Genomic DNA, 23,988 nt, shown 5'->3' with positions numbered 1-23,988 from the left:
ATTCCGGGGCGGCTCGAAGAGCCGAACCCGGAATCTCGATATCTATAGGTAACCTCTGGATTCCGGGTTCGCGCGTTGCGCGCCCCGGAATGACAATAAAAGGGAAGCGCCATGAATTTCGACGACACCCCGCAGGAAGCCGCATTCCGCGAGACCGCGCGCAAATGGGTCGAGGCCAATGCGCCGAAGGAGCTCGAGGCCGAGCTGTCGAAATCCTCGCTCGGCCGCATTCGCCTTGCCAAGCACGACATCGTCGATGTCGGCAAGGCCTGGCAGAAGAAGAAGTTCGAGGGCAACTGGGCCTGCCTGCACTGGCCGAAGGAATATGGCGGCCGCGGCGCCACGCCGATCGAGCGTGTGATCTGGCAGCAGGAGGAGGGCGTCTACGGCAAGCTGACGCAGCCGTTCCAGATCGGCGAGGGCATGTGCGGCCCGACCGTGATGGCCTTCGGCAGTGAGGTCGCCAAGCGCCGCTATCTGCCGAAGCTCGCCTCGGGCGAGGAGATCTGGTGCCAACTGTTCTCCGAACCGTCGGCCGGCTCCGACGTCGCCGGCCTGCGCACCCGCGCGGAGAAGAAGGGCGACAATTGGGTCGTCAACGGCCAGAAGATCTGGACCTCGGGCGCGCATTATTCCGACTACGGCCTCTTGATCGCGCGCACCGATCCCAACGTGCCCAAGCACAAGGGCCTCACCATGTTTTTCCTGGACATGAAGAGTCCGGGTGTCGAGGTGCGGCCGATCAAGCAGGCCAATGGCATGCAGGAGTTCAACGAGGTCTATTTCACCGACGTCGTGATTCCCGACAGCCAGCGGCTTGGTGCCGTCGGCGAAGGCTGGAGCGTGTCGCTGACCACGCTGATGAACGAGCGCATGTCGATCGGTGCGCGGCTTGCGACAGGCGTGCCTGAAATGTTCGAGTTCTGCTCCAATTTGATGCTGGAGGACGGGCTCGCGATCGACGATCCCGCCGTGCGCCCGAAGCTGGCGAGCTGGGCGGCGAAGTCGAGCGGGCTGAAATATACCAGCTACCGCACGATCTCGGCGCTGTCGAAGGGCGAGCGGCCGGGTCCGGAGAACTCGATCGGCAAGCTGGTGTCGGGCATGATGCTGCAGGACATCGCGACCTACGCCATGGACCTGCAGGGCGCGGCCGGTGTTCTCACCGGCAGCGACGAGGAGACGGCGCAGGGCCAGTTCCAGCAGATGCTGCTGTCCTCGCCCTCGATGCGCATCGCCGGCGGCACCGACGAGATCCTGCGCAACATCATCGCCGAGCGCGTGCTGGGCCTGCCGGGTGATATTCGTGTCGACAAGGATGTGCCGTATAACAAGATCCCGACCAAGGGGCGGTGATATGGCATTGTAGGGTGGGTTAGCCCGGCGGATTGCGCGAAGCGCGAACCGCTGGGCGTAACCCACCACTTCTGCCGACGCGGAAACAAAAGAGGTGGGTTACGCTAGCGGACTGTGCTGCGCACAGCCGCGAGCTAACCCACCCTACGAAGAATGCGAGCTGATCCATGGACGCACAAGTGAAACAAAATGACCGCATCGGCGTGCTCGAAGAGCTCCTCAACGAGCGCTACTCGGTTCGCGCCTTCCTTCCAAAGGAAGTCGACCGCGCCACCATCGAGCACGTGCTGACCACCGCGCAGCGCACCGCGTCCTGGTGCAACAGCCAGCCCTGGCAGGTCATCATCGCCAGCGGCGAGGCCAAGGAGCGTTTTCGCAAGGCGATCTATGCGGAGGCCTCAAAAGGCCTCGGCGACGATTACGATTTCACTCCGCCGCGCGAATATGTCGGTGTCTATCTCGAGCGCCGCCGCGAGAGCGGCTTTCAGCTCTACAACACGCTCGGCATCGTTCGCGGCGACAAGGCCGCCTACGCCAAACAGGCGCTGGAGAACTACAATTTCTTCGGCGCGTCGCATATCGCTGTCATCCACACCAACGAGCCGCTCGGCATCTACGGTGCGATCGATTGCGGTGCCTATGTCTCGAATTTCATGCTGGCGGCGCAGGCGCTTGGGCTCGGCACGATTCCGCAGGCGGCCCTGGCGCGCCATTCCGGCCTGATCCGCCGCCATTTCAATCTGCCGGACGACCGCCGCGTCGTCTGCGGCATCTCGTTCGGCTATGCCGACCACGCCCACACGGTCAACAGCTACCGCACCTCGCGCGCGAGCGTGCCTGATACGGTGACGTTCGTGGAGGAATGATGACATGCTTGAAGGCGGCCGCGCGAACGGCCGCCTTCACACGTCTGCTGTGGACCCGTTGACTCGCTATCCGCCGCTGCCGCCGATCACGGCGCGCACGGTCTCGTCCGGTCCGAAGTCTTCGGCGCCGTCGACATAGAGCAGTGCGGCGAGCTTTGAGCGCGCGCGATTGACGCGGCTCTTGATCGTGCCGACCGCGCAGCCGCAGATCGAGGCCGCGTCCTCATAGGAGAAGCCAGAGGCGCCGACCAGGATCAAGGCCTCGCGCTGGTCCTGCGGAAGCTTCTCGAGCGCGCCGCGAAACTCCTCGAACTCGAGATGCGCGTTCTGCGAAGGCTGCGTCTTCAGCGTCTTCGCATAATTGCCCTCGGCATCCTCGACCTCGCGCCGCCGCTTGCGATAGTCGGAGCGAAACAGGTTGCGCAGGATCGTGAACAGCCAGGCCGGCAGGTTGGAGCCGGGCTGGAAGGAGTCGATGTTGGCGAGCGCGCGCAACAGCGTTTCCTGAACCAGATCGTCGGCGCGGTCGGCGTTGCCGCTGAGCGAGATCGCGAACGCGCGCAGACTTGGCACGGCCGCAAGGATGTCGTTACGCAGGGATTCCGTGAGAGGCATTAATCCCTCCCATTGTTGTTGTCGTTGGAGCCCCCATCCGTTTCCACTTGGTGTGCACCTCCCGGCGCATCAAGTTTCTTGATCAGTTCCGCGAACCGGTCCGGAACCCCTTGCCGCACGACGTCGTCGTACATGGCGCGCAGTTGATGGCCTATCCGGGATTGGATCTCCGGAGTGAGGCCTCCCTTGCCGGGGGTCGTGCTTTTGCTGGCTTGAGACTTGAGATCTTTCATGACCTGTTCCACGTTTCCCCGAGTTAAGTTACTGTAAAATCGAGAAGTTTTCTCAACCGGGAGCCGTTCCCTGAATAGGCACAATTCCAGGTTCGACAAAAAGTTCCCCCTCTCGCGGAACTTTTCTTGTCCTGAGGCGTAGTCTGCCCTGCAGGGGAACCCGGGCCTCCCCGCATTGTTCCTGTTCTCTGAGGTCGGCCCGAAGATGAATGGAGTGGGGATGTCCCGTTCACAGCTTGTTGCTGAACACTTGCCGTTGCTGCGCCGGTATGCTCGTGCCCTGACGGGCAGCCAGGCCTCCGGCGACGCCTATGTCGCAGCCATGTTGGAAGCCATGCTGGGAGATCCGTCGGTGCTCGACGAGAGCCACGGGCCGCGTGCGGGCCTGTTCCGGCTGTTCACCCAGATCTGGAATTCGGTGTCCGTCAACGACGATGCCGAGGTAACCACCCTGCCGATGCCGCCCGAGCGCCGGCTGTCGAACATCACGCCGCTGCCGCGGCAGGCCTTCCTGCTGCTGTCGCTGGAGGGATTTTCGGAAGAGGAAGTCGCCTTCATCCTCAGCACCGACGTTGCCGAGACGCGGCGTCTGGCGGACGCCGCAGGGCGCGAGATGGCGGCCGAGATCGCCACCGACGTGCTGATCATCGAGGACGAGACTTTCATCGCCATGGACCTCGAGAGCCTGGTGAAGAATCTCGGCCACAATGTCGTCGGCGTCGCGCGCACCCATGCCGACGCGGTGGCGCTCGCCAAGAACAAGCGGCCCGGCCTGATCCTTGCCGACATCCAGCTCGCCGACGGCTCGTCGGGGCTCGATGCCGTCAACGAATTGCTGCGCACCTTCGAGGTGCCGGTGGTGTTCATCACCGCCTATCCGGAGCGCTTCCTCACCGGCGAACGCCCGGAGCCGGCGTTCCTGATCTCAAAACCGTTCCAGCCGGCGATGGTGTCGGCGGTCGCGAGCCAGGCGCTGTTCTTCCAGCGCAACTCGCGCAACCGCGCGCCGAAGGTGCCGGCGGCGTAAGGAAGCTTGCATCGGACAAGAAAACGGCGCGTCGCAAGACGCGCCGTTTTTGTTGTGTGCCGAGTATGAGCGACAGCTTGGAGGTGGAAGTCCTCTATCCAGCCTGATGGCGGCGAAGGATTAGCGAAGCGCAAGGGCGTCATCGTGAGGTGGGGTCTGAAGAAAGCGTGGAGCAAAGCCGCGGCCCGATGGACAAACACCGGATAACGAGGCCTACCCGGCCGGACGAGCGAGCAATTGATCGCGAAGTCCAAGGTCATCAAAGGTCGGGGTGGTAAATTCGGCGGGCGTGCGGTGAAGGCGGTCGGTCTTACCTCGGGAGGTCTGCGCTGTGTCTCGGCAACGAGACTGAGACCGTCGCAAGACGGCCTGACCGCAGCGCAGAAGTCAGCCGAGGGCGTAGTAGGCGGCAGCGCGCCGCTGAAGGCCTGAACGGTGGAAGTGGTCAGTAGAGCGGCGATCTCGTGCGAGCCATGCGGCAGAAGAATCAGGTCGAGCTGAACTTGAGCCCCGGAGCGGAGGGTGAAGCCCGAAGCGCCGGCGCCCGAGAGCCTGAAGCGCGTGCGGCGGAAGTCTGTCTCGAACGCCCGGCGGTCGCAGGACCGTCGATGGAAGACGTTGTCGAGAGTGAGAATCTGAAGGCAGCGTTGGCGCAAGTAAAGCGCAACAAGGGCGCGGCGGGCGTCGACGGGATGACCGTCGGCGAGCTGTCAGCCCACCTGAAGGAGCACTGGCCTGCGATCCGAGCCCAGTTGCTTGACGGCACCTACAAGCCACAGCCGGTGCGGCGGGTGGAGATACCGAAGGCGTCGGGCGGCCTGCGGCCGCTCGGCATTCCGACGGTGCTCGACCGCTTGATCCAGCAGGCGGTGATGCAGGTGCTGCAGGCGGATTGGGATAGGACGTTCGCCGAGACGAGCTTCGGCTTTCGGCCGGGGCGCTCGGCACATCGGGCGGTGGAACGGGCGCAGGCGTACATTGCGGCCGGCCACAGCATCGTGGTGGACATCGACCTGGAGAAGTTCTTTGACCGGGTCAACCACGACATCCTGATGGGACTGGTTGCCAAGCGGGTTGCTGACAAGCGCATCCTGAAGCTCATCCGCGCCTTCCTGAATGCGGGTGTGTTGGAAGGAGGGCTGGTCAGTCCGACGGAAGAGGGCACGCCGCAGGGCGGTCCGCTCTCGCCGCTGTTGTCGAACCTGATGCTGGATGTGCTGGACAAGGAACTGGAGAAGCGCGGCCACCGCTTCGTGCGTTACGCCGACGACTGCAACATCTACGTGCGCAGTCAGCGGGCGGGCGAACGGGTGCTGGCTGGCGTCGAGAGGTTCCTCGAAAAGCGCCTCAAGCTCAAGATCAACAAAGCGAAGAGCGCGGTTGCCAAACCGAGTGTTCGCAAGTTCCTGGGCTTCAGCTTCACCGGCGGGCAAGAACCGCGGCGGCGCATCGCGCCGCAGGCACTCGCCCGCTTCAAGGCGAAGGTTCGGGAGCTCACGCGACGCACGCGTGGTCGATGCCTCGTGCAGATCGCCAAAGAACTGTCGACCTACCTGATTGGGTGGCACGGCTACTTCGGCTTCTGTCAAACCCCGTCGGTGTTGCGCGTGCTTGACCAGTGGATCAGGCGACGGTTGCGCGCCGTTGCCTGGAAGCAATGGAAGTATGGACCCGCTCGCTTTGCCGAGTTGCGACGCCGCGGCGTCGGCCGGGATCTGGCGGCGCAAACCGCCGGCAGCCCACGTGGCCCTTGGCGGCTCGCGAACAGCCCCGCGCTCACCATTGCTCTGCCAAACGGCTTCTTTGCCTCACTCGGCTTGGCTTCCGTCGCGGCACGGCGACCCGCATAATCCGCTGAACCGCCGGATACGGACCCGTATGTCCGGTGGTGTGGGAGGGGCGGAGCCGCGAGGCTTCCCCCTATCCCGATTGCCTACCCTTTTCAGCAGCCCCGGCAGATGCTGCGCATCTTGGCATCGACCTTGGCTTGTTCTGCGGCCGACTCTGCCGGCGGCAGGCTGCCCGACCACAGGAGCGTCGTTTTCGCCCTGAAGACGATGGGCGCCGTGAGGTGAAGACTGTCCTCCTCAATCTCGGCGGGCGGCTCGGGAAATGGCGCTGCCGCTCCCACCATAGCCAAGGCCGCCGCGTCGAGTTCGCTGGAGCCCGTGCTTTCGACCAGCGCGCTCGAAATCAAATTGCCCGTCCGATCGAGAACAAGCAGGACTTTCGCCGTACCGCCTTCGGCAGGCGAATTGCGCGGATAGATCCTCTTGCTGACCAACCGATTGGAAACTTGCCTCTTCCAGGCGTTGATAGAGCTCTCTTGGGTGTCTGGCGCCTCAGTCTGCGCATATGCGGGGAAAGCCGCGAGCAATCCGAGAAACGCGGCCAGCAAGGGGAATTTCATCTGCATCGCTGCGGATACTAATCGCGGTCCGGTTGATTGCAAGGCTCGCTGCTCGTATCGCGTTTCTCTCGCTGTGGGCAATTCGAACGGCTGCCAAGCATCGGGCGCTTGACGGCAACCCGATTGCCCCGTTGATACGTCGGGCCGATGACATTCATCGCAGCCTCAAGCCGCCGGGAGAGACGTACCATGGACCAGCAACTCCTCGATCGCCTCGCCATCCGTGACCTCGTCGAGAACTGGGCGGTCTGGCGCGACGCCGGTGATTGGGAGCGCTTTGCCACGGTCTGGCACGAGGAGGGCTGGATGTCCGCCACCTGGTTTCAGGGGCCGGCGCGGGATTTCATGCGCGTCAGCCAGGAGGGGTTCGCCAAGGGCGTGCGCATCCTGCATTTCCTCGGCGGCACCAGCATCGATCTGTCCGGCGAGCGCGCCATCGCCCAGACCAAGATGACGATCTCGCAACGCGCGCTCGTGCACGACGTGCTCTGCGACGTCGTCTGCACCGGCCGCTTCTACGATTTCCTGGAGAAGCGGCAGGGGAAATGGGGCATCGTCCGCCGCCAGCCGATCTATGAGAAGGACCGCATCGACCCGGTCGATCCCGCCGCGACGCTCCGCCTCGACCAGCAGGCGCTCGCCGCACTTCCCGAAGGCTATCGCCACCTCGCCTACATGCAGGAGCTGATCGGCTACAAGGTCAAGCGCGACATGCCGGGCCTCACCGGTGCTGAAGTCGAGAAGCTCTATGGCGAGGGGCGCGACTGGCTGGCGGGGAAAGCGAAGTAAGCCCCAGACAAAAGTAAGGCGCGACTGGCATCACCACAGTCGCGCCCTACGTCGCCGGCTTATGGGGCAGGGGGGAATAGCCGGCTGCAGAGACGACTCCCGACTGCCGGAGTCGTTCCAGGGCTCCTGAAATATTTTTCGTGGCGCGACTTTTTTCGCACACGGTTAAGTGATCGTGACTGTCGAGAACCCCCAGTCCTCCGCTCGCGTTGTTCCCTCGATCGCCATGGGGCGAGGGATTGACAGCCATGTCACAGATTCAAAAGGTATTTTTGGGCGCCGCCGCGATTGCCGCAACGCTTGGCGCCGTGCAACTGGCCTCCGGCCACGATCTGGCCGACCGCTGGCAGGCGGTCGCCGACAAGTCTGACAAGCCGGGCCACAACGTCAACCGGGCCGGCAAGACCGACCGGCTGGCCGAGATCAAGCAGGCAGCAGGTCCCACCCGCACCGTGTCGATGCGGCTGAACGACCTCGCCGATACTTCGGTGCTGCTGCGGGTCCCCGCGGTGATCGAGACCGGCAACGCCAAGCCGCCGGTGCTGCTCCAGAACCAGAAGAAGCAGCAGGGGCGCAGCAACAAGCCGACGATCGCCTGCGAGCCGATGGTCAGCTCCCTGACCGAGGTTGCCAAGCTGCTCCAGCCCGGCCGTTGCGTGACCTGATCGCCATCGTCCAAGGGCAGGATCGCCTCCGGCGCAGGCAGGGGCTAACCGCTTCACGTCCTCTTGATCCGCCCTCTCATCGCGTTATATCCGGGCTTTCTCTTTGATTTGACCGGGTAAACGCATGACGACGTCAGACACGGCTGTGCATACGCAGCCCTTCCAGGCCGAGGTTTCCGAGCTTCTGCACCTCATGGTGCATTCCGTCTATTCGGAAACCGAAATCTTCCTGCGCGAGCTCGTCTCCAACGCCTCGGATGCCTGCGACAAGCTGCGCTACGAGGCGATCGCCAGCCCGGACCTGCTGGGCGAGGGCGATGCGCTCAAGATCCGTATCATCCCGAACAAGACAGCCGGGACGCTCACGATCGCCGACAATGGCATCGGCATGGAGCGGCAGGAGTTGATCGACCATCTCGGCACCATCGCCCGCTCCGGCACCAAGGCGTTCGTGTCCAAGCTGAAGGAAGCCAAGGACGGCCTCGGCCTGATCGGCCAGTTCGGCGTCGGCTTCTATTCCGCCTTCATGGTCGCTGACAGGATCGTCGTCATCAGCCGCCGCGCCGGCGAGAGCGACGTCTGGACCTGGACGTCCTCCGGCGGCTCCGGCTTCGAGATCGCGCATGCCGGCGATGAGGATTTGGCGCGCGTGACCCGCGGGACCGAGATCGTCCTGCACCTCAAGGACGATGCCAAGAAATATCTCGAGACCTACGAGATCGAGCGCATCGTCAGTGCCTATTCCGACAACATCCTGTTCCCCATCGAGCTCGTGCCGGAAGAGGGCGAGCCGCGCCAGATCAACTCGGCAAGCGCGCTATGGCAGCGCTCGAAATCCGAGCTGACGCCGGAAGACTACAAGAAGGCCTATCAGCAGATCGCCTCGGCCTTCGACGATCCCGCGATGACCCTGCACTACCGCGCCGAGGGCCGCTACTCCTACGCCGTGCTGCTGTTCGCGCCGTCAACGAAACCGTTCGACCTGTTCGAGCCGAACCGCAAGGGCCGGGTCAAGCTCTACGTCCGTCGCGTCTTCATCACCGACGACGCCGATCTGCTGCCGGGCTATCTGCGGTTCATCCGCGGCGTCGTCGACAGCGAGGATCTTCCGCTCAACATCTCGCGCGAGATGCTCCAGAACAATCCGCAGCTGGCGCAGATCCGGAAGGCCGTGGCAACCCGTGTCGTGTCCGAGCTCGAAAGCCTCGCCGACAAGGATGCCGAGAACTTTGCCAGGATCTGGGACGCCTTCGGTGCGGTCCTGAAGGAAGGCATCTACGAGGATTTCGAGCGGCGCGAGAAGCTGCTGGCGCTGTCGCGCTTCACCACCACCACGGGCGAGAAGCGGTCGCTGAAAGAGGTCGTCGCCGATTTCAAGCCGAACCAGACCGAAATCTACTATCTCGTCGGCGACAGCATCGAGCGGCTGAAGTCCAACCCGCGGCTGGAAGCTGCGACCGCGCGCGGCATCGAGGTGCTGCTGCTGTCCGATCCGGTCGATGCCTTCTGGACCTCGATGCCGACGGAGTTCGAGGGCAAGCCGCTGAAGTCGCTGAGCCAGGGCGATCTCAATCTCGACCTGATCCCGCGCCTCGACGACAAGGACGAGGCGAAGAAGGACGAGCCCGTCGCCGATGAAGCGACCACCATCGCCGTAATCAAGGCTGCGCTCGGCGAGCGCGTCAGCGACGTCAAGGCCTCGACGCGTCTCACCAGCTCGGCCTCCTGCCTCGTCGCGGACAGCCAGGGCCCGAGCCGCGAGCTCGAGCGCATCCTGTCACAGCAGAACCGCGGCATGCGCACCAAGCCGGTGCTCGAGATCAATCTGCGCCATCCGATGGTGGGGGCGATCACCAGGGCCCAGGCCGGCTCCGGGGACGTCGACGATCTCAGCCTGCTCCTGCTCGAGCAGGCGCAGATCCTGGATGGCGAGTTGCCGGAAGACCCCGCGGCGTTTGCGGCGAGGTTGAACCGGCTGGTGCTTCAGGGGCTGGGCTAGCTTCGCACGGCTTCGTCGGTCGTCATGCCCGGGTCAAGCACGGCCATGACGACCGCGTTGCGACAAGCCCGCCTCACCTTGCCGTCATATGTCCCTGGGAACAGTCGCCTCCGCGGCGGTGTTATGCCATAGGAGGGCGTCGGCATCAGAGCTGCCGACGCCACCGATTCGAGGATGTCTCCATGCGTTTGCCGATCCTGACCCTCACCGCGATTGTCACGTTGTTTGCTGTGGCGGATGCGCGCGCCCAGACCTATGATCCGCGCTATCCGGTGTGCATGCACGTCTACATGCCGGGCGGCTTCGGCGGTGGCGGCGGCGACTATTACGACTGCTCCTTCACCTCGCTGCCGCAGTGCCGCGCCACGGCTTCGGGCCGCTCCGCGACATGCGACCTCAATCCCTATTACGCCTTCGACGAACCGCCGCCGCCTCCGCGCAAGCGACACAAGAAGGTGTATTGAGCAATCCGGAGCGCAGGAGGATTCTTCATGCGTTTCTCGTTCAGCCACGTCGTGATCCTCAGTGCGCTGCTCGCAGCCGCGCCAACGCATGCGCAGACCTTCGATCCACGCTATCCCGTCTGCATGCACGTCTATTCCGGCGCGAATGGCGGCGGCGGAGAGTGGTACGACTGCTCCTTCACGTCTCTGCCGCAGTGCCGCGCCACCGCTTCAGGCCGCGCCGCGACCTGCGATCTCAATCCCTACTATCCGGTCAACGCACCGTCGCTGCGTCTGCGCCACGGGAGAAGCGGCTAGCGCTCCCTTTTCCGGATCATGCTTTAGGTGCCGTGAGACACCTTGTTGGTCGCGGTGGCGATCGCGTCGGCCAATTGCCAGGTCATCTTTTCCGTGGTCCAGTCGCTGACATGCAGCCTGCTATCATCGCCCGGGTCCACCAGGCGGTCGAACGAGATCTTCGCGACCTCGTGCCAGCCCTTCATCAGCGCGAAGCGGCCGAAGACGTTGACGCGCTTCTCGTGCGCGATCTGACCGATCGCCTCGACCATGGCTTCCGCCTTCTTGCGCTTGGCCGGTGTCAGCACTGCCGGCACATATTGAAGGTCCATCAGGATCACGTCGATCCGCCGGGCGCCGAGCAGTTGGTCAACACCTTCACGGATCGCCTTCGTGGTGTCCGCGAACGAGGGGCCATCGGCTTGCCACACCGAATTGGTGCCGATCTGCCAGATGACGAGATCGGGATTCAGGTCGAAGACGTCGTGGTCGAACCGCTTCAGCTCCAAAGGCGCGTCTTCGCCGCCGACGCCCCGGTTGAGCACTTCGATCGCGACATTTGGAAATTTGATCCGAAGATCCGCCAGCAACCGCTGCGGATAGGGGGCGATACCTCCCTCGCCCGCCGTGGTCGACGAGCCGATCGCGACCACCCTGGCCTGCCCACCTTTCACGCGGCCGGCGAAATTCGTCAGTGGCTGCTCGAACGGCGCGGCCTGGACAGGAAACTCTGAGGGATCGAGAGCCACGGGTCGCCTCCCATATAAACCAAGACAACGCAGGGTAGAAAAGAATAGCCGGTTTACCCGGCACCGCCTAGTCGCGGCGAGGCGGATCGCTATTCCTTCCCCGCTTGCGGGGAGAGGGGACATGTGCGGCGCCCCCGAATGACTGGATTTGCTATCGCAAGAATCGCCGCACGCCGTTCCCGCCGGCTTGGTAAAGGATGACTGGAGTTAATCGCGCACTAACCGGCTTTTACCTTGTCTCTTAACACCTGGGCAGGGCGCGCCAGCTAAGCTGCCGAAACCAGCAGACATGTTCCGAAAGAATGAACGGCATGACCACCGGCGTCATCGAGCAACCGAAAGCCGCGCGTGCGCCGTCGGCATCAAAGATCTGGCTGAAGGCCATCGAACTCACGGCGCGGATCGAGACGCTGCCGGGCCGGTTGTTCGCCGACGTCGTCGATGATTGGGCGCGGCGCCAGCCAGACCGCATCGCGCTGGTCACGGATGATGCAACGCTCGACTATGAAGGTTTGTCGAAGCGCATCAATTGCTATGCGCGCTGGGCGCACTCGGTCGGCGTGGCCAAGGGCGATACCGTTGCGCTCATCATGCCGAACGGCATCGACTATGTCGCCGCGTGGCTCGGCATCAGCCGGATCGGCGGTGTGGTCGCGCTGATCAACACCAAGCTCGTCGGACAGTCGCTGGCGCATTGCCTCGATGTCGCAAGGCCCCTGCACATCATCGTCGCGCACGATCTGGCGGAGACGCTGGAGAGCGCCAAGCCGCATCTGAAAGCAGAGACGAAGATCTGGACCCACGGCGATGCCCGCAGCGAGCGCGCCATCGATGTCGCGCTTGCCGCGCTCGACGACGGTCCGCTCCTGGCGGAGGAGCATGGCGACGTCACCATCGACGACCGCGCGCTGCTGATCTACACCTCTGGCACCACCGGCCTGCCCAAGGCGGCCAGCATCAGCCATCGCCGCATCCTCAATTGGGGCTTCTGGTTCGCCGGCCTCACCGGCGCGACGCCGCAGGACCGGCTCTACGACTGCCTGCCGCTGTTCCACTCGGTCGGCGGCATCGTCGCGCCCTGCAGCATGCTTGCTGCCGGCGGCTCGGTGGTGATCGCCGAAAAATTCTCGGCGTCGCAGTTCTGGCCCGACATCGTGCGGCACGACTGCACGCTGTTCCAGTACATCGGCGAGCTCTGCCGTTACCTGCTCAAGGCGCCGCCGTCGGAATACGAGAACCGGCACCGGCTGCGGCTGGTCTGCGGCAACGGCCTGCGCGGCGACATCTGGGAAGACTTTCAGGCGCGTTTCGCCATTCCCCGTATTCTCGAATTCTATGCGGCCACCGAAGGCAATTTCTCGCTGTTCAACGTCGAGGGGCAGGTGGGCGCGATCGGACGCATCCCGCCGCTGCTGGCGCATCGCTTTCCGGCAAGTCTCGTCAAGCTCGATCCTGACAGTGGCGCGCCGATGCGCAATGAAGACGGCCTTTGCCTTGCCTGCGCGCGCGGCGAGGCTGGCGAAGCGATCGGCCGCATCGGCACCGCGGACCAGGGCGGCGGCCGCTTCGAGGGCTACACCGATGCGGGGGAGACCGAGAAGAAGATCCTGCGCGACGTCTTCGCCAAGGGCGATGCCTGGTTCCGCACCGGCGATCTGATGCGGCTCGACGACAAGGGCTTTTTCCATTTCGTCGACCGCATCGGCGACACTTTCCGCTGGAAGGGCGAGAACGTCGCGACTTCCGAGGTGAACGATGCCGTGCGCGATTTCACCGGCGTGGTCGACGCCACCACCTATGGCGTCAGCATCCCCGGTACCGACGGCCGCGCCGGCATGAGCGCGATCGTCGTGAACGAGGGCTTTGACATCGCCGCGCTGCCTGCTCATCTCAGCCAGCGCCTGCCGGCTTACGCCCGCCCGGTCTTCATCCGCCTCTCGCGCGAGCTCGATGCCACCGAGACCTTCAAGCAGAGGAAGGGTGAGCTTTCGCGCGAGGGCTTTGACCCGGGCGCGATCTCCGATCCGTTGTTCATGCTCGAACCGAAGTCGGGTGCTTATGTCGCACTGGACGGGGAGGCGTATACGGTAATCTCGGAGGGCACGATCCGGCTGTAGCGCAACCAAAATCAGGAGATAGGTCCAATTTTATCTGAATTGTCCAAGAAGCCATTTACTTCTGTCCGGTAAACAGACGGCCATGGGGAGGCGGTCATCAAGAGCCGCCGCAACACGGACGAGCGACAACAAAAGAGAGCCAGCCATGTCGGTAAGGTCTAAGGTCATTGAAGCGATCCAGCAGATCGCCAAGGAACAGCACGTCATGCTTCCCGCACTCTCGGACGATCTGTCCCTGCACGAGACGGGTTTTGACTCGCTCGCCTTCGCCATTCTGGTCGCGCGTCTGGAAGACGAGACCGGCGTCGATCCCTTCACCATTTCCGAGGACGCCGCGTTCCCCGCCACGGTGGGCGATTTCGTGCGGGCCTACGAAAATGTCCCCGCGTGAGATCTTTGCGCTTCGCGACCATCTCGGCGCGGAGCTGAAGGGCCGCACGATCTCCGATGCGCATGATGTCGTGTCGCTGACCGACATCCTGCCGCACACGGTCCTGGGCGGGCGGCTGCACGAATTGTCCGACCGCGCCGTGCTGCTCAAGCTGTCGGACCAGCTCCGGTCGGGCCTTGCCATGATCGAGCTCGACGGCATCGCCCGTCGCATGCTGCTCTGCCCGCCGGACCTCAACCCGGCACATCTCGACGCCTTGATCGCCGATGCCGGGATCGATGCGGTCGTCACCGATGAGCCCGATCGCTGGGCGGAGACCGGCGTGCCGCTGGTCGTCACCGCACAATTGCCGCTTCAGGCCACCGCGCCGGCCAAGACCGAGCGCGCCACCGAATGGCTGATGCTCACCTCGGGCACCTCAGGCGTGCCGAAAATCGCCGGCCACACCCTGGAAGCGCTGACCGGCGCCATCGTCGCCGAAGGCCCCGCGCGCGGTCCGGCGCCGGTGTGGGCGACGTTCTACGACATCCGCCGTTATGGCGGCCTGCAGATCTTCCTCCGCGCCGTTCTCTCCGGCGGCTCGATGGTGCTGTCGGATCCGCATGAGGCGCTCGCCGATCAGGTCGCGCGGCTGAACGCGCGCGGCGTCTCGCATATCTCCGGCACGCCCTCGCATTGGCGCAAGCTCCTGATGAGCGGTTCGGCCGCGCAATTCGCGCCGCGCTACGTCCGTCTCTCCGGCGAGATCGCCGACCAGGCCGTGCTCGACGGCCTGAAGGCGGCGTTCCCGAATGCCTCCGTCGGCCATGCTTATGCCTCGACCGAGGCCGGCGTTGGCTTCGCCGTCAACGACGGGCTGGAGGGTTTCCCCGCCGACTATCTCGGCAACCGCAATGGCGTCGAGATGAAGGTCGTGGACGGCTCGCTGCGCATCCGCTCGACGCGCACGGCGCATGCCTATATCGGCCGCAATGCCGCAGCGCTGACCGATGCTGACGGGTTCGTCGACAGCGGCGACATTGTCGAGCTGCGTGGCGACCGCTATTATTTTGTCGGCCGCCGCGGCGGCATTATCAATATCGGCGGACTGAAGGTCCATCCTGAAGAGATCGAAGCAGTGATCAACCGTCATCCGGATGTGCGAATGTCGCGAGCGAAATCGCGCAAGAGCCCGATTACCGGCGGCATCGTCGTCGCCGACGTGATCCTCGCCGACGGCACCGATCCGGCGCGCGCGAAGGAGATCCGCGACCAGATCCTGGAGCAGTGCCGCGCCCAGCTCGCGTCCCACAAGGTGCCGGCGGTGATCCGCTTCGTCGAAGCGCTCGACGTCACCCCGGCCGGAAAACTGGCGCGCACCGATGCATAATGTCCTCGTTACCGGCGGCAGCCGCGGTATCGGGCTTGCGATTGCAACGCGCCTCGCCGGCGCCGGTTACAACGTGATTGCGGCCGCGCGGCGCGAGAGCGACGAGCTCAAGGCGGCCATCGCCGCCTCCGAGGGGCGCCTGCATTTCCGCGCCTGTGACCTCGCCGTGATCGACGCGATCCCCGCTTTCGCAAAGCTTGTGCGCGACGAGTTCGGCCCGATCTACGGCCTCGTCAACAATGCCGGCCTCGGCACCGAAGGCCTGCTCGCCACCATGCACAATTCCGAGATCGAGGCGCTGGTGCAGCTCAACGTGCTGTCGCCGATCATCCTGACCAAATATGTGGCGCGGCAGATGATGGCTGATGGCGCCGGCCGCATCATCAACATTTCCTCGATCATCGCGACGACCGGCTATAATGGCCTCTCCGTCTATGGTGCGACCAAGGCGGCCGCGACCGGCTTCACCCGGTCGCTCGCGCGCGAGGTCGGCAAGCTCGGCATCACCGTGAATGCGATCGCGCCTGGTTTCATCGACACCGAGCTTACGCACAATCTCTCCGACGAAGGCCGCAAGCGCATCGCGGGGCGCAGCGCACTGCGCCGATTGCCGGAGGCGGATGACGTCGCGCGCATGGTGGAATATCTCCTGGGTGAGGGCGGCCGCAACGTCACCGGCACCGTGTTCACGATCGATGCGGGAAACACGGCGTAACCGGAACTCGGCCGCCACAATTGCGTTGATCCGGCGCAATGACATCAAGCCGGATATGGTCGTAAGATGCCTCGCAATCGATTGGGTTACGTCAATCGATCTGCCCTAATCGAGAGGGAGCAGTCGATGGCCATTTCAAACATGACCGCTTCAAGTCAGGCTCTGACAGAGCCATCGCGCGCGAAGCCGGATGACGTCCGCTGTCCGCCGATGTCGCATCAGAATTCCGGCGCTCACGGCCACGAGATGTACCCGCAGCAATTCGTGCGTCTGGTCGGTTGCCACGACGTTCCCGCCTCCACGCTGCGCAAGCGCCAGGACGAGAAGCTGCACTAAACGCTTCAGGTCCGATGCTGCTTTGGCAGATCAATCCGCTCGTGTGAGAATTCCGGCGGCCCTTCGGTGAGGCGGCGGATGCGGCGTTCGCGTTCGTCCTCCGGCAATGCGGGATCGAGCAGCGCCTCGATCTCGTGCACCGCCAGCTCCTCGATCCGGGTGGCGTCCGACGCGACCGAGTGTGCTGATGCCGGGGCGGCGGGCGCGATCTTCAGGCCGAGCTCGACCAGCTTGCAGATGGCATCCGAGCGTGACAGTTGATGGGCTTCGGCCCAGGCATCGACGGCGGCGGTGAGCATCTCCGGCATTTTCACTGCACTGATCGCATCGAGCCCCGTGCGCCGGCGTACCGGAGAGGCGGAGTCCTTGCTGCCGAAATCAGACACCGCGATCATCCCCCACGCGACCGTTACGGATGAATCAACCGTAAACGTCATTTGCGGCCGGCTGTTTGATGCCGATCAATGACGAACTGCGGCATTGCGGCGCGGAGCGATCTTGTTGTCCGGCACCATTTCGGCCAATGATCGGGAAGCGAACCCGGATCGATCCTGCCACGTATCTCGTTCGGACGCGCGTCCCAACCATTCGGCATCACCCGATGACATCAGGCGAATCCTTTTACGGCGGCATTTCCGTGTTCCGCGGCTTCACCAGCCTGATGGATCCCACGCTCTATGCACCGCTGCCGGACGATTGGAGCATCGGCGTCGCCGACATCGTCGATTCCACCAAGGCGATCGCGGCGCAGCGCTACAAGGCGGTCAACATGGCCGGTGCGGCCGTGATCGCGGCGGTGACCAATGCGCTGGAGGGGCGGGAATTCCCCTTCGTGTTCGGCGGTGACGGCGCGAGCTTTGCGGTCGCGCCTTCCGATCTCGGTGCTGCGCGCGATGCACTGGCCGCGACCGCTACCTGGGTGCGGGAGGATCTCGATCTGAAGATGCGCATCGCGCTGGTGCCGGTGAGCGCCATTCGGGCGCAGGGTCTCGATGTGCGCGTCGCGCGTTTCGGTCCGTCGCCGAACCTGTCCTACGCGATGTTCTCCGGCGGTGGGCTCGCCTGGGCCGATGCCGCGATGAAGCGCGGCGAGTTCGCGGTCACGGAAGCGCCCACCGGCACGCAGCCGGACCTCTCGGGCCTGTCGTGCCGCTTCGAGGTGATGCCGGCTGCGCGCGGCCTGATCCTGTCGGTGCTGGTGATGCCGGCGCGCGGCGTTGATCCGCAGGCCTTCCGCAAGGTGATCGAGGACATCATCCATCTCATTGAGCGCAGCCCGGAGGGCGGTCGCCCGGTGCCGCCGCAGGGGCCGCCGCTGAAATGGCCGCCGCAGGGGCTTGACTTCGAAGCCCGCACCAAGCGCGGCGGTCCGCTGCTCGCGCGCAGAGCCGGCGTGCTGGCCTATACGCTGTTCGCCTATCTGATCATGCGCTTCGACATCAAGATCGGCGGTTTCGTGCCCAGCCTCTACAAACGCCAGGTCGTCGAGAACTCGGACTTCCGCAAATATGACGACGGCCTGCGCATGATTCTCGACTGCACGCCGCAGAGCGCGCGTTGAGTGATCGTCTCGCGGCCGCCGCGCGCGACCGCGTCGTGCGCTACGGCCTCTATCAGCAGGATGCCGCGATGATGACCTGCTTCACGCCGTCGGCGCTGCGCAGCGATCACGTGCACTTCATCGACGGCGCGCGGGGCGGCTACGCCTCGGCCGCGACGGCGCTGAAGGCGATGACGGCGGCGGCGAGCTAGCGCCCCGCGCGCGTCCAGGTCTCGCCGCCGCAGAGCGCGCCGACGCAGCCTTCGACCCGTAGTGAATCCGCGCCAGTGACTGAGACGCTGCTCGCATAGGTGCTGCCGTCATCGGCATTGTAGATCTGGCCGGACCATTTGTTCGGACCTGCGGGCTGCATGCCGCTGAACAGCGGCAGGCCGATCATGGGACGCTTCGCGAGCGCGGGATTGGGGTTCTTGCTGTCGGTCGCGGGCTGGCCGGTCGCGGTGTCCATGGGCTCGCGTAGCCAGACGATGTGGCCGCAGATGCCGCCGCTGCACTTGCTGATCCTGACGCGGGCATCACCGGCCTGGGTAAGCCAGGTCCCGTCGGCGCTTTGCGCATGCGCGGCCGTCGCGCCGAGCAGTGCAGTCAGGATGACGGAGAGGATGGCGAATCTGCTGAACATGGAGAGGCCCTGAAAAATGGAGGCGCCTCCATAGCAGCCCGGCAGGATAGTGCAACGCCGGATTGAATCACATTCCTGCGCGCGATTTGCCTGCGCTCATTTGCCCCAGCGCACGAACGCGACCGAAGCCGCGGTCAGGAGCCCGAACACGACCATGGCGCCGCCGACCAGCGCGAACAACGTCCAGGCCGGTGCCTGCGCGATCATGAGCCCGATCCCGCCGATCGCGACGATCAACAGCCGCGCGGTGGAGGCGAGCACGGGACCGCCGACGCGCGCGGCGCCTTGCGAGGAGAAATACAGCGACACGCCCATGCCGAAGAACACGAAGGCCGGACCTGCCCAGTGGAAATAGCTATGCGCCGCCGCAGTGACGCCGGGATCGCGCGTGAAGAGCGACACCCACAGCGCGGGATCGAGCGCGACGATGAGGCCGATCGTGCCGACCGTAAGCCCCGAGGCCGCCGCTGCCGTCCACGCTACGCGCCGCGCGCGCGCGACATGTCCGGCGCCCATCGCCATGCCGACCATCGGCACCGAGGCGATGCCGAACGCGAAGGTGATCGGGATCAGCAAAAATTCCAGCCGCGAGCCGATGCCGTAGCCGGCCAGCATCTCGGTGCCGAAGGTCGCGAGGATTTTCGTGAAAATCAGGATGGTGAGCACGGTCTGGAGCGGCGACAGGCAGGCGACCGCGCCTACTTTAAGAATGTCCAGGAACATCGCACGCTCGAAATGGAACGCGCGGAGATCGAGCTGCAGCCGGCTGCGGCCGGACAGGAGATACCAGAGGAAGAAGATCGCGGCGCAGCTGAAGGCAATCAACTGGCCGGCGGCAACGCCTGGCATGCCGAATTGCGGTGCGCCGAACAGGCCGAGCCCCAGCGTGCCGCCGAGCGCGATCTGGAGCACGCTCGCCCCGATCAGTGTCATCGACGGCAGGCGCATGTCGCCGGTGCCGCGGATCACGGAGGCCAGCGTGTTCACGAGCCAGATCGCGACCGCGCCGGAGAACAGCACCTGTGAATAGCCGCTGGCTTCCTCCAGCACGCGCTCGCGGCCGCCGAGCAGCGTGAAGAACGAGCGGCCGAACACCAGCATCATCACCGTGAAGAACAGTCCGCCGCAGAGGCCGATGATGGCGGCATGCAGCGCAAGCGTCGCGGCGCGGTCGTGATTTCCGGCGCCGAGCGCGCGGCTGATCGCCGACGACACGCCGCCGCCCATCGCGCCCGCGCTCATCATCTGCGTCAGCATCGCGAACGGAAACACCAGCGCGATCGCCGCGAGCGGGATGGTGCCGAGCCGGCCGATATAGGAGGTCTCGGCAATCGCAACCAGCGTGCTGCCGACCATCGCGATCATGTTGGGGATGGCGAGCCGCAGCAGCGTCGGCAGGATCGGCGCGGTCAGCAGGCTCGCGATGGGGGAGGCGGCCGGGGCTCGGGGCGGCACGGCGTCTAGCGGGGCGTCGATCGTCATGTGCCACGGTGCGGAATATTGAATGATGATCGACATATTATAGGGCGCGCGAGGCCCGCGCCAGTCCCCATCTCACGCAGGGCTCACCAGGGCAGGCCGCATAGGTCGATGGTGCCCAGCGTCGGGGCCCGGACGATCTCGAAGACGTAGGGGGCCATGTAGTCGAAGCGAATTCGCCCCTCCGGCTGCTCGCAATAGACGTCACCCTTGAACGGTTGCCATTTGCGGGCCTCGTAAAACGCGAAATTGTGCGGCTCGCAGAACAGGAGCCCGAAGCGGACCGCCTCGTTGGCGCGCATGGTATGCACCGCCGCGTCGATCGCGATGGTCGCGTAGCCGCGGCCACGCCGGTCCTCGCGCGTGCAGACGCCGCCGATGCCGCCGACGTGAACCTTCTGTCCATTCCAGGTCACGGTGCGGAAGTAGACGCCGACATGGCAGACGAGGCCGTCCTCGGGCGTCTCGAGCAGCACGCGCAGATCGGCATTGGCCCATTTGACGTGGCTCCAGGCTGGCTTCTCCGCGGCGTCTTGGCCCCAGACCGCGCTGAGCAGCGGCTCGGCAATCGGCCACGAGGCGTCGCCGTTCAAAATGTCGATCTCGATGCTCATGGCGTTGTCCTTCACAGCTCCGCTTCGTGGCGCGTTTGTTCTGTCTTAAGCGCTTCAAAGGCAATGATATTTTATGGCGAAGCGCAGGCTTGATCGACGGCGGCCCGTTGCGACGAATTTGTGCATTCGAGGAAGGTCACCCATCACACCTTTTCGCAAATTCTGAGGTATTTAATGGCCGCGGAACCTTCTATAAGGGGTGACCGTTAGAACGTTCCCCACCAGTTGCGGACAAGAAGCCATGACCTTTACGCTCCCCCCACTCCCTTACGCCTATGACGCCCTCGGCCAGTACATGTCGAAGGAAACGCTGGAATATCACCACGACAAGCATCATCAGGCCTACGTCACCAACGGCAACAACGCGCTCAAGGGGACCGAATGGGAAGGCAAGTCCCTTGAAGAGATCGTCAAGGGCTCGTTCGGCAAGAACCCCGCGGTGTTCAACAATGCCGGCCAGCACTACAACCACATCCACTTCTGGAGCTGGATGAAGCCCAACGGCGGCGGCACCAAGCTCCCCGGCAAGCTCGAGAAGAAGATCAACGAGGACCTCGGCGGCTTCGAGAAGTTCAAGACCGACTTCCAGGCGGCCGGCGTCGGCCAGTTCGGCTCCGGCTGGGCCTGGCTCCAGGTCAAGAACGGCAAGCTCGAGATCTCCAAGACCCCGAACGGCGAGAATCCGCTGGTGCACGGCGCCACCCCGATCCTCGGCGTCGACGTCTGGGAGCACTCCTACTATATCGACTATCGCAACCGCCGTCCCGACTATCTCAAGGCGTTCGTCGAGAACCTCGTGAACTGGGAATACGTCGAGTCCCTGTTCGAGAAGGCGTAAGCTTTACTCCGTCATCCCGGGGCGATGCGCAGCATCGAACCCGGGATCTCGAGATTCCGGGTTCGCACTTCGTGCGCCCCGGAATGACAGAAAAGGCGGTCGCATCAGCGGCCGCCTTTTTGCTGTGCGGAATTGCCCTGCGCGGTGCGCGTATCGGCCTGTGATCGTACCGTTTGCATCGCACGGACGTCGCCCTTAATCAGGATGGGCATCACCCTCGAGCCGCTCCACACCCGTTGTCAGAACCTTCCCCGAAAGCCCCGGCGCCTGCCGAGGACGCGGAGTCCGAGCCGCGGCCGGGGCGCGTGCGCAAGCCGATCGGTTGGTCGACCATCATCATCGCGGCCCTGGTGGCGGTGAGCGCGGCACTGGTCTGGCGGCGTGACGGCACCGACGGCGTTCTCGACATCCTCACCCATGACCTGTCGCTGTTCGGCGGCATCCTGCCGCGCGTGCTGGCCGGCTGCCTGCTCGGCGCCTTCATCTCCGAGATCCTGCCGCACGAAAAAGTCTCGCGCTCGCTCGGCCCGAAATCCGGCCTGATGGGCCTTCTGATCGGCACCGCCTTCGGCGCAATTCTGCCCGGCGGTCCCTTCACCGCCTATCCGGTGGCGAGCGCGCTGCTCGCGGTCGGCGCCGATTTCGGCGCCACCATCGCCATGGTCGTGAGCTGGACGCTGATCGGCTATGGCCGGGCGGTCGCCTGGGAAATCCCGATCATGGGCACCGATTTCACGCTGTGGCGGATCGTGATCTCGTTGCCGCTGCCGGTGCTCGCAGGCGCGCTCGGCCGCTTCGTCTATGTCCGGCTCTATCCGAAGTCGCTCGCGAAGGATGACGAGAATTGAGCGCAGCGCTCCTGATCGACATCCTGCTGTGGGGTTCGGTGCTTGGCGTCGGCCTGATCGCCTTCCGCCGCGGTCCGCCGGTGTTCAAGGCGTCCTTGCGCGAAGGCTCGATGGACTTCATCAACATCGTGCCGCGGATTGCGCTCGGGGTGATCGGCTCCGGCTACATCGCCGCGATCATCCCGCAGGAGGTGATCACCGGCTGGCTCGGCCCGGACAGCGGCTGGCTTGGAGTCGCGACCGCCGTGGTCGCCGGCGCGGCCACGCCCGGCGGCCCCGTGATCGGCTTCTCCATTGGCACGGTGGCGCTGAAGTCCGGCGGCGGGGTACCGCAGGTGGTCGCCTATGTCGTCGCCTGGGCGTTGTTCGCCTTCCAGCGGGTGATTTTGTGGGAAATCCCGTTCATGCCGGCCCGTTTCGTCTGGTTCCGCTGCGCCGTCTCGGTGCCGTTCCCGTTCGTGGCGGCCGCCATCGCCATGGTGATCGGGAAACCCTGAGCCGGGACGTGGACGTTTGGGGCGTCATTCCGGGGCGGCTCGAAGAGCCGAACCCGGAATCTCGAGATCCCGGGTTCTATGCTCCGCATAGCCCCGGGATGACGCCTCGAACCGTGGACAGGGGTAATGTTATAATATAACGTCCCGGCATGGTTCCCGCCGCGTCCCACGCCCATCATCACGACCATGCTCATGGCCATTCCCACGGTCATTCTCACGACCATGCGCACGGGCACGACCACACCCATGCCCATGTCCACGATGCGGCCTCGCCGCATCCGGCCCAGGCGGCGCCCTGGTCGATCCTGCGCATGACCATGGCGGGCCGGCTCGCGGCTGCGCTCGCCGTCTGCGCCGTGCTCTGGGGCGTGGTCTTCCTGGCCATGAGGTGACAATGGCGGCCCTGCATTTCCACAACGTCACGCTCGGCTATGACCGGCATCCGGCCGTGCATCATCTCAGCGGCGAGGTCGCCGCCGGTGCGCTGGTCGCCGTGATCGGCCCCAATGGCGCCGGCAAGTCGACGCTGCTGCGCGGCATCGTCGGCATCCTGAGGCCGCTCGACGGCAGTATCCATCTCGGCGGGCTCGATGCCCGCGACATCGCCTATCTGCCGCAGAGCGCGGAGATCGACCGCAGTTTCCCGATCTCGGTGTTCGACTTCGTCGGCACCGGGCTGTGGCGTGGCACGGGCCTGTTCGGCGGCATCGGCAAGGCGGCGCGGGAAAAGATCCTGCGTGCGATCGCGTCCGTCGGTCTCAACGGCTTCGAGAACCGCCCGATCGGCACGCTCTCCGGCGGCCAGATGCAGCGCGTGCTGTTCGCGCGGGTGCTGCTCCAGGACGCCAGCCTGATCGTGCTCGACGAGCCTTTCAACGCCATCGACAGCAAGACCACCGCCGACCTGCTCGCGCTGGTCAAGCACTGGCACGGCGAGGGCCGCACCGTGCTCGCCGCGTTGCACGACATGGAGATGGTGCGCAACCACTTCACCGAGACGCTGGTGCTGGCGCGCGGTCCCGTGGCCTGGGGACCGACGGCGGAGGTGCTGACGCCTGAGAATCTGATGGTCGCGATGCGGATGTGCGAGGCCTTCGACGACACCGCCGCAGCCTGCGCGGCCGATGATATCAGCTCGCGGGCGGCGTGATC

At 64.7% G+C, this 23,988-nt stretch carries 27 protein-coding genes and 1 pseudogene; 20 read left to right on the top strand and 8 right to left on the bottom strand.

Annotation, left to right across the window (positions count from 1 at the left end; genetic code table 11):
* Positions 1 to 111: 111 nt before the first annotated feature.
* Entirely contained in the window at positions 112 to 1,356 is a 1,245-nt protein-coding gene (locus ACVJ19_RS08080) for an acyl-CoA dehydrogenase (RefSeq protein ID WP_453949446.1), read from the top strand.
* 167 nt (positions 1,357 to 1,523) lie between these two features.
* Complete coding sequence (locus ACVJ19_RS08075; protein WP_453949448.1) at positions 1,524 to 2,222, top strand: nitroreductase; 699 nt, start codon at positions 1,524 to 1,526, stop codon at positions 2,220 to 2,222.
* Between the two features lie 66 nt (positions 2,223 to 2,288).
* On the opposite strand, the gene ACVJ19_RS08070 is transcribed toward ACVJ19_RS08075, so the two are convergent.
* Both ACVJ19_RS08070 and ACVJ19_RS08065 read right to left on the bottom strand, forming a co-directional pair.
* A complete protein-coding gene (locus ACVJ19_RS08070; protein ID WP_018646832.1) occupies positions 2,289 to 2,837 on the bottom strand; it encodes a sigma-70 family RNA polymerase sigma factor in 549 nt (182 codons plus the stop codon).
* Positions 2,837 to 3,070 carry a NepR family anti-sigma factor gene (locus ACVJ19_RS08065; RefSeq protein ID WP_220014241.1) on the bottom strand — a complete coding sequence of 78 codons (234 nt, stop codon included), beginning with the start codon at positions 3,068 to 3,070 and terminating at the stop codon, positions 2,837 to 2,839. Before ACVJ19_RS08065 ends, ACVJ19_RS08070 begins: the two co-directional genes overlap by 1 nt.
* A 220-nt stretch (positions 3,071 to 3,290) precedes the next feature.
* Between ACVJ19_RS08065 and ACVJ19_RS08060 the strand changes: the two genes are divergently transcribed.
* Together ACVJ19_RS08060 and ltrA are read left to right on the top strand one after the other, a co-directional pair.
* Positions 3,291 to 4,097: a response regulator gene (locus ACVJ19_RS08060; RefSeq protein WP_026312585.1), complete on the top strand. Its 807-nt coding sequence runs from the start codon at positions 3,291 to 3,293 to the stop codon at positions 4,095 to 4,097.
* 473 nt (positions 4,098 to 4,570) lie between these two features.
* Positions 4,571 to 5,947, top strand: coding sequence for a group II intron reverse transcriptase/maturase (gene ltrA / locus ACVJ19_RS08055; RefSeq protein WP_028144467.1), 1,377 nt, complete (start codon positions 4,571 to 4,573; stop codon positions 5,945 to 5,947).
* Positions 5,948 to 6,039: 92 nt separating this feature from the next.
* On the opposite strand, the gene ACVJ19_RS08050 is transcribed toward ltrA, so the two are convergent.
* A complete protein-coding gene (locus ACVJ19_RS08050) occupies positions 6,040 to 6,513 on the bottom strand; it encodes a TonB family protein (RefSeq protein ID WP_456739368.1) in 474 nt (157 codons plus the stop codon).
* A 183-nt stretch (positions 6,514 to 6,696) separates the two neighbouring features.
* Here ACVJ19_RS08050 and ACVJ19_RS08045 point away from each other — a divergent pair, with 183 nt between their 5' ends.
* The 5 genes from ACVJ19_RS08045 (at position 6,697) to ACVJ19_RS08025 (ending at position 10,721) form a co-directional block, all read left to right on the top strand.
* Complete coding sequence (locus ACVJ19_RS08045) at positions 6,697 to 7,296, top strand: nuclear transport factor 2 family protein (protein ID WP_453949450.1); 600 nt, start codon at positions 6,697 to 6,699, stop codon at positions 7,294 to 7,296.
* A gap of 248 nt (positions 7,297 to 7,544) precedes the next feature.
* Complete coding sequence (locus tag ACVJ19_RS08040) at positions 7,545 to 7,961, top strand: hypothetical protein (protein WP_453949451.1); 417 nt, start codon at positions 7,545 to 7,547, stop codon at positions 7,959 to 7,961.
* Between the two features lie 124 nt (positions 7,962 to 8,085).
* A complete protein-coding gene (htpG, locus tag ACVJ19_RS08035) occupies positions 8,086 to 9,960 on the top strand; it encodes a molecular chaperone HtpG (protein ID WP_453949452.1) in 1,875 nt (624 codons plus the stop codon).
* 182 nt (positions 9,961 to 10,142) lie between these two features.
* Positions 10,143 to 10,424, top strand: coding sequence for a DUF3551 domain-containing protein (locus tag ACVJ19_RS08030; protein WP_453949453.1), 282 nt, complete (start codon positions 10,143 to 10,145; stop codon positions 10,422 to 10,424).
* 27 nt (positions 10,425 to 10,451) lie between these two features.
* Positions 10,452 to 10,721, top strand: a complete 270-nt coding sequence (locus ACVJ19_RS08025; RefSeq protein WP_453949454.1) for a DUF3551 domain-containing protein — start codon at positions 10,452 to 10,454, stop codon at positions 10,719 to 10,721.
* 23 nt (positions 10,722 to 10,744) lie between these two features.
* Here the strand turns inward: ACVJ19_RS08025 and ACVJ19_RS08020 are convergent, their stop codons facing one another.
* Positions 10,745 to 11,449, bottom strand: coding sequence for an SGNH/GDSL hydrolase family protein (locus ACVJ19_RS08020; RefSeq protein WP_453949455.1), 705 nt, complete (start codon positions 11,447 to 11,449; stop codon positions 10,745 to 10,747).
* A gap of 302 nt (positions 11,450 to 11,751) precedes the next feature.
* Between ACVJ19_RS08020 and ACVJ19_RS08015 the strand changes: the two genes are divergently transcribed.
* From ACVJ19_RS08015 to ACVJ19_RS07995, 5 genes are all read left to right on the top strand, one after another.
* Entirely contained in the window at positions 11,752 to 13,566 is a 1,815-nt protein-coding gene (locus ACVJ19_RS08015; RefSeq protein ID WP_453949456.1) for a long-chain-acyl-CoA synthetase, read from the top strand.
* Between the two features lie 145 nt (positions 13,567 to 13,711).
* Positions 13,712 to 13,957 carry an acyl carrier protein gene (locus tag ACVJ19_RS08010; RefSeq protein WP_453949457.1) on the top strand — a complete coding sequence of 82 codons (246 nt, stop codon included), beginning with the start codon at positions 13,712 to 13,714 and terminating at the stop codon, positions 13,955 to 13,957.
* The gene (locus ACVJ19_RS08005; RefSeq protein ID WP_453949458.1) at positions 13,944 to 15,326 is read left to right on the top strand and encodes a class I adenylate-forming enzyme family protein; all 1,383 of its coding nucleotides are present in this window, start codon (positions 13,944 to 13,946) and stop codon (positions 15,324 to 15,326) included. Before ACVJ19_RS08010 ends, ACVJ19_RS08005 begins: the two co-directional genes overlap by 14 nt.
* A complete protein-coding gene (locus ACVJ19_RS08000) occupies positions 15,319 to 16,041 on the top strand; it encodes an SDR family NAD(P)-dependent oxidoreductase (protein WP_453949459.1) in 723 nt (240 codons plus the stop codon). The genes ACVJ19_RS08005 and ACVJ19_RS08000 overlap by 8 nt, the downstream gene beginning before the upstream one ends.
* 126 nt (positions 16,042 to 16,167) lie before the next feature.
* Positions 16,168 to 16,377 (top strand): hypothetical protein, encoded by a 210-nt coding sequence (locus tag ACVJ19_RS07995; protein ID WP_453949460.1) that lies wholly within the window; start codon positions 16,168 to 16,170, stop codon positions 16,375 to 16,377.
* Positions 16,378 to 16,382: 5 nt separating this feature from the next.
* Here the strand turns inward: ACVJ19_RS07995 and ACVJ19_RS07990 are convergent, their stop codons facing one another.
* The gene (locus tag ACVJ19_RS07990) at positions 16,383 to 16,772 is read right to left on the bottom strand and encodes a hypothetical protein (RefSeq protein WP_453949461.1); all 390 of its coding nucleotides are present in this window, start codon (positions 16,770 to 16,772) and stop codon (positions 16,383 to 16,385) included.
* A gap of 206 nt (positions 16,773 to 16,978) precedes the next feature.
* Here ACVJ19_RS07990 and ACVJ19_RS07985 point away from each other — a divergent pair.
* Positions 16,979 to 18,129: pseudogene (locus ACVJ19_RS07985) on the top strand (DUF3095 domain-containing protein).
* On the opposite strand, the gene ACVJ19_RS07980 reads toward ACVJ19_RS07985, so the two are convergent.
* The 3 genes from ACVJ19_RS07980 to ACVJ19_RS07970 all read right to left on the bottom strand — a co-directional run bounded on the left by ACVJ19_RS07980 (position 18,126) and on the right by ACVJ19_RS07970 (position 20,653).
* A complete protein-coding gene (locus ACVJ19_RS07980) occupies positions 18,126 to 18,560 on the bottom strand; it encodes a DUF2147 domain-containing protein (protein ID WP_453949462.1) in 435 nt (144 codons plus the stop codon). The pseudogene ACVJ19_RS07985 and the gene ACVJ19_RS07980 sit on opposite strands and share 4 nt — an antisense overlap.
* Before the next feature lie 96 nt (positions 18,561 to 18,656).
* Entirely contained in the window at positions 18,657 to 20,042 is a 1,386-nt protein-coding gene (locus ACVJ19_RS07975; protein WP_453955126.1) for an MATE family efflux transporter, read from the bottom strand.
* Positions 20,043 to 20,125: 83 nt separating this feature from the next.
* Positions 20,126 to 20,653: a GNAT family N-acetyltransferase gene (locus ACVJ19_RS07970; RefSeq protein WP_453949463.1), complete on the bottom strand. Its 528-nt coding sequence runs from the start codon at positions 20,651 to 20,653 to the stop codon at positions 20,126 to 20,128.
* 241 nt (positions 20,654 to 20,894) lie between these two features.
* Here ACVJ19_RS07970 and ACVJ19_RS07965 point away from each other — a divergent pair, with 241 nt between their 5' ends.
* The 5 genes from ACVJ19_RS07965 to ACVJ19_RS07945 all read left to right on the top strand — a co-directional run bounded on the left by ACVJ19_RS07965 (position 20,895) and on the right by ACVJ19_RS07945 (position 23,986).
* Positions 20,895 to 21,491 (top strand): superoxide dismutase, encoded by a 597-nt coding sequence (locus ACVJ19_RS07965; RefSeq protein ID WP_183242504.1) that lies wholly within the window; start codon positions 20,895 to 20,897, stop codon positions 21,489 to 21,491.
* 236 nt (positions 21,492 to 21,727) lie between these two features.
* Positions 21,728 to 22,339, top strand: coding sequence for a permease (locus tag ACVJ19_RS07960; RefSeq protein ID WP_453949464.1), 612 nt, complete (start codon positions 21,728 to 21,730; stop codon positions 22,337 to 22,339).
* Entirely contained in the window at positions 22,336 to 22,836 is a 501-nt protein-coding gene (locus tag ACVJ19_RS07955; protein WP_212342110.1) for a hypothetical protein, read from the top strand. Before ACVJ19_RS07960 ends, ACVJ19_RS07955 begins: the two co-directional genes overlap by 4 nt.
* A gap of 149 nt (positions 22,837 to 22,985) precedes the next feature.
* Positions 22,986 to 23,228 carry a hypothetical protein gene (locus ACVJ19_RS07950; protein ID WP_453949465.1) on the top strand — a complete coding sequence of 81 codons (243 nt, stop codon included), beginning with the start codon at positions 22,986 to 22,988 and terminating at the stop codon, positions 23,226 to 23,228.
* Between the two features lie 2 nt (positions 23,229 to 23,230).
* Positions 23,231 to 23,986, top strand: a complete 756-nt coding sequence (locus tag ACVJ19_RS07945; protein ID WP_453949466.1) for a metal ABC transporter ATP-binding protein — start codon at positions 23,231 to 23,233, stop codon at positions 23,984 to 23,986.
* Positions 23,987 to 23,988: the final 2 nt, after the last annotated feature.

The organism is Bradyrhizobium sp. USDA 376 (genome assembly GCF_054063675.1).
The sequence above is the reverse complement of the archived record's forward strand: the minus strand, read 5'-3'. Positions and strand labels throughout refer to the sequence as shown.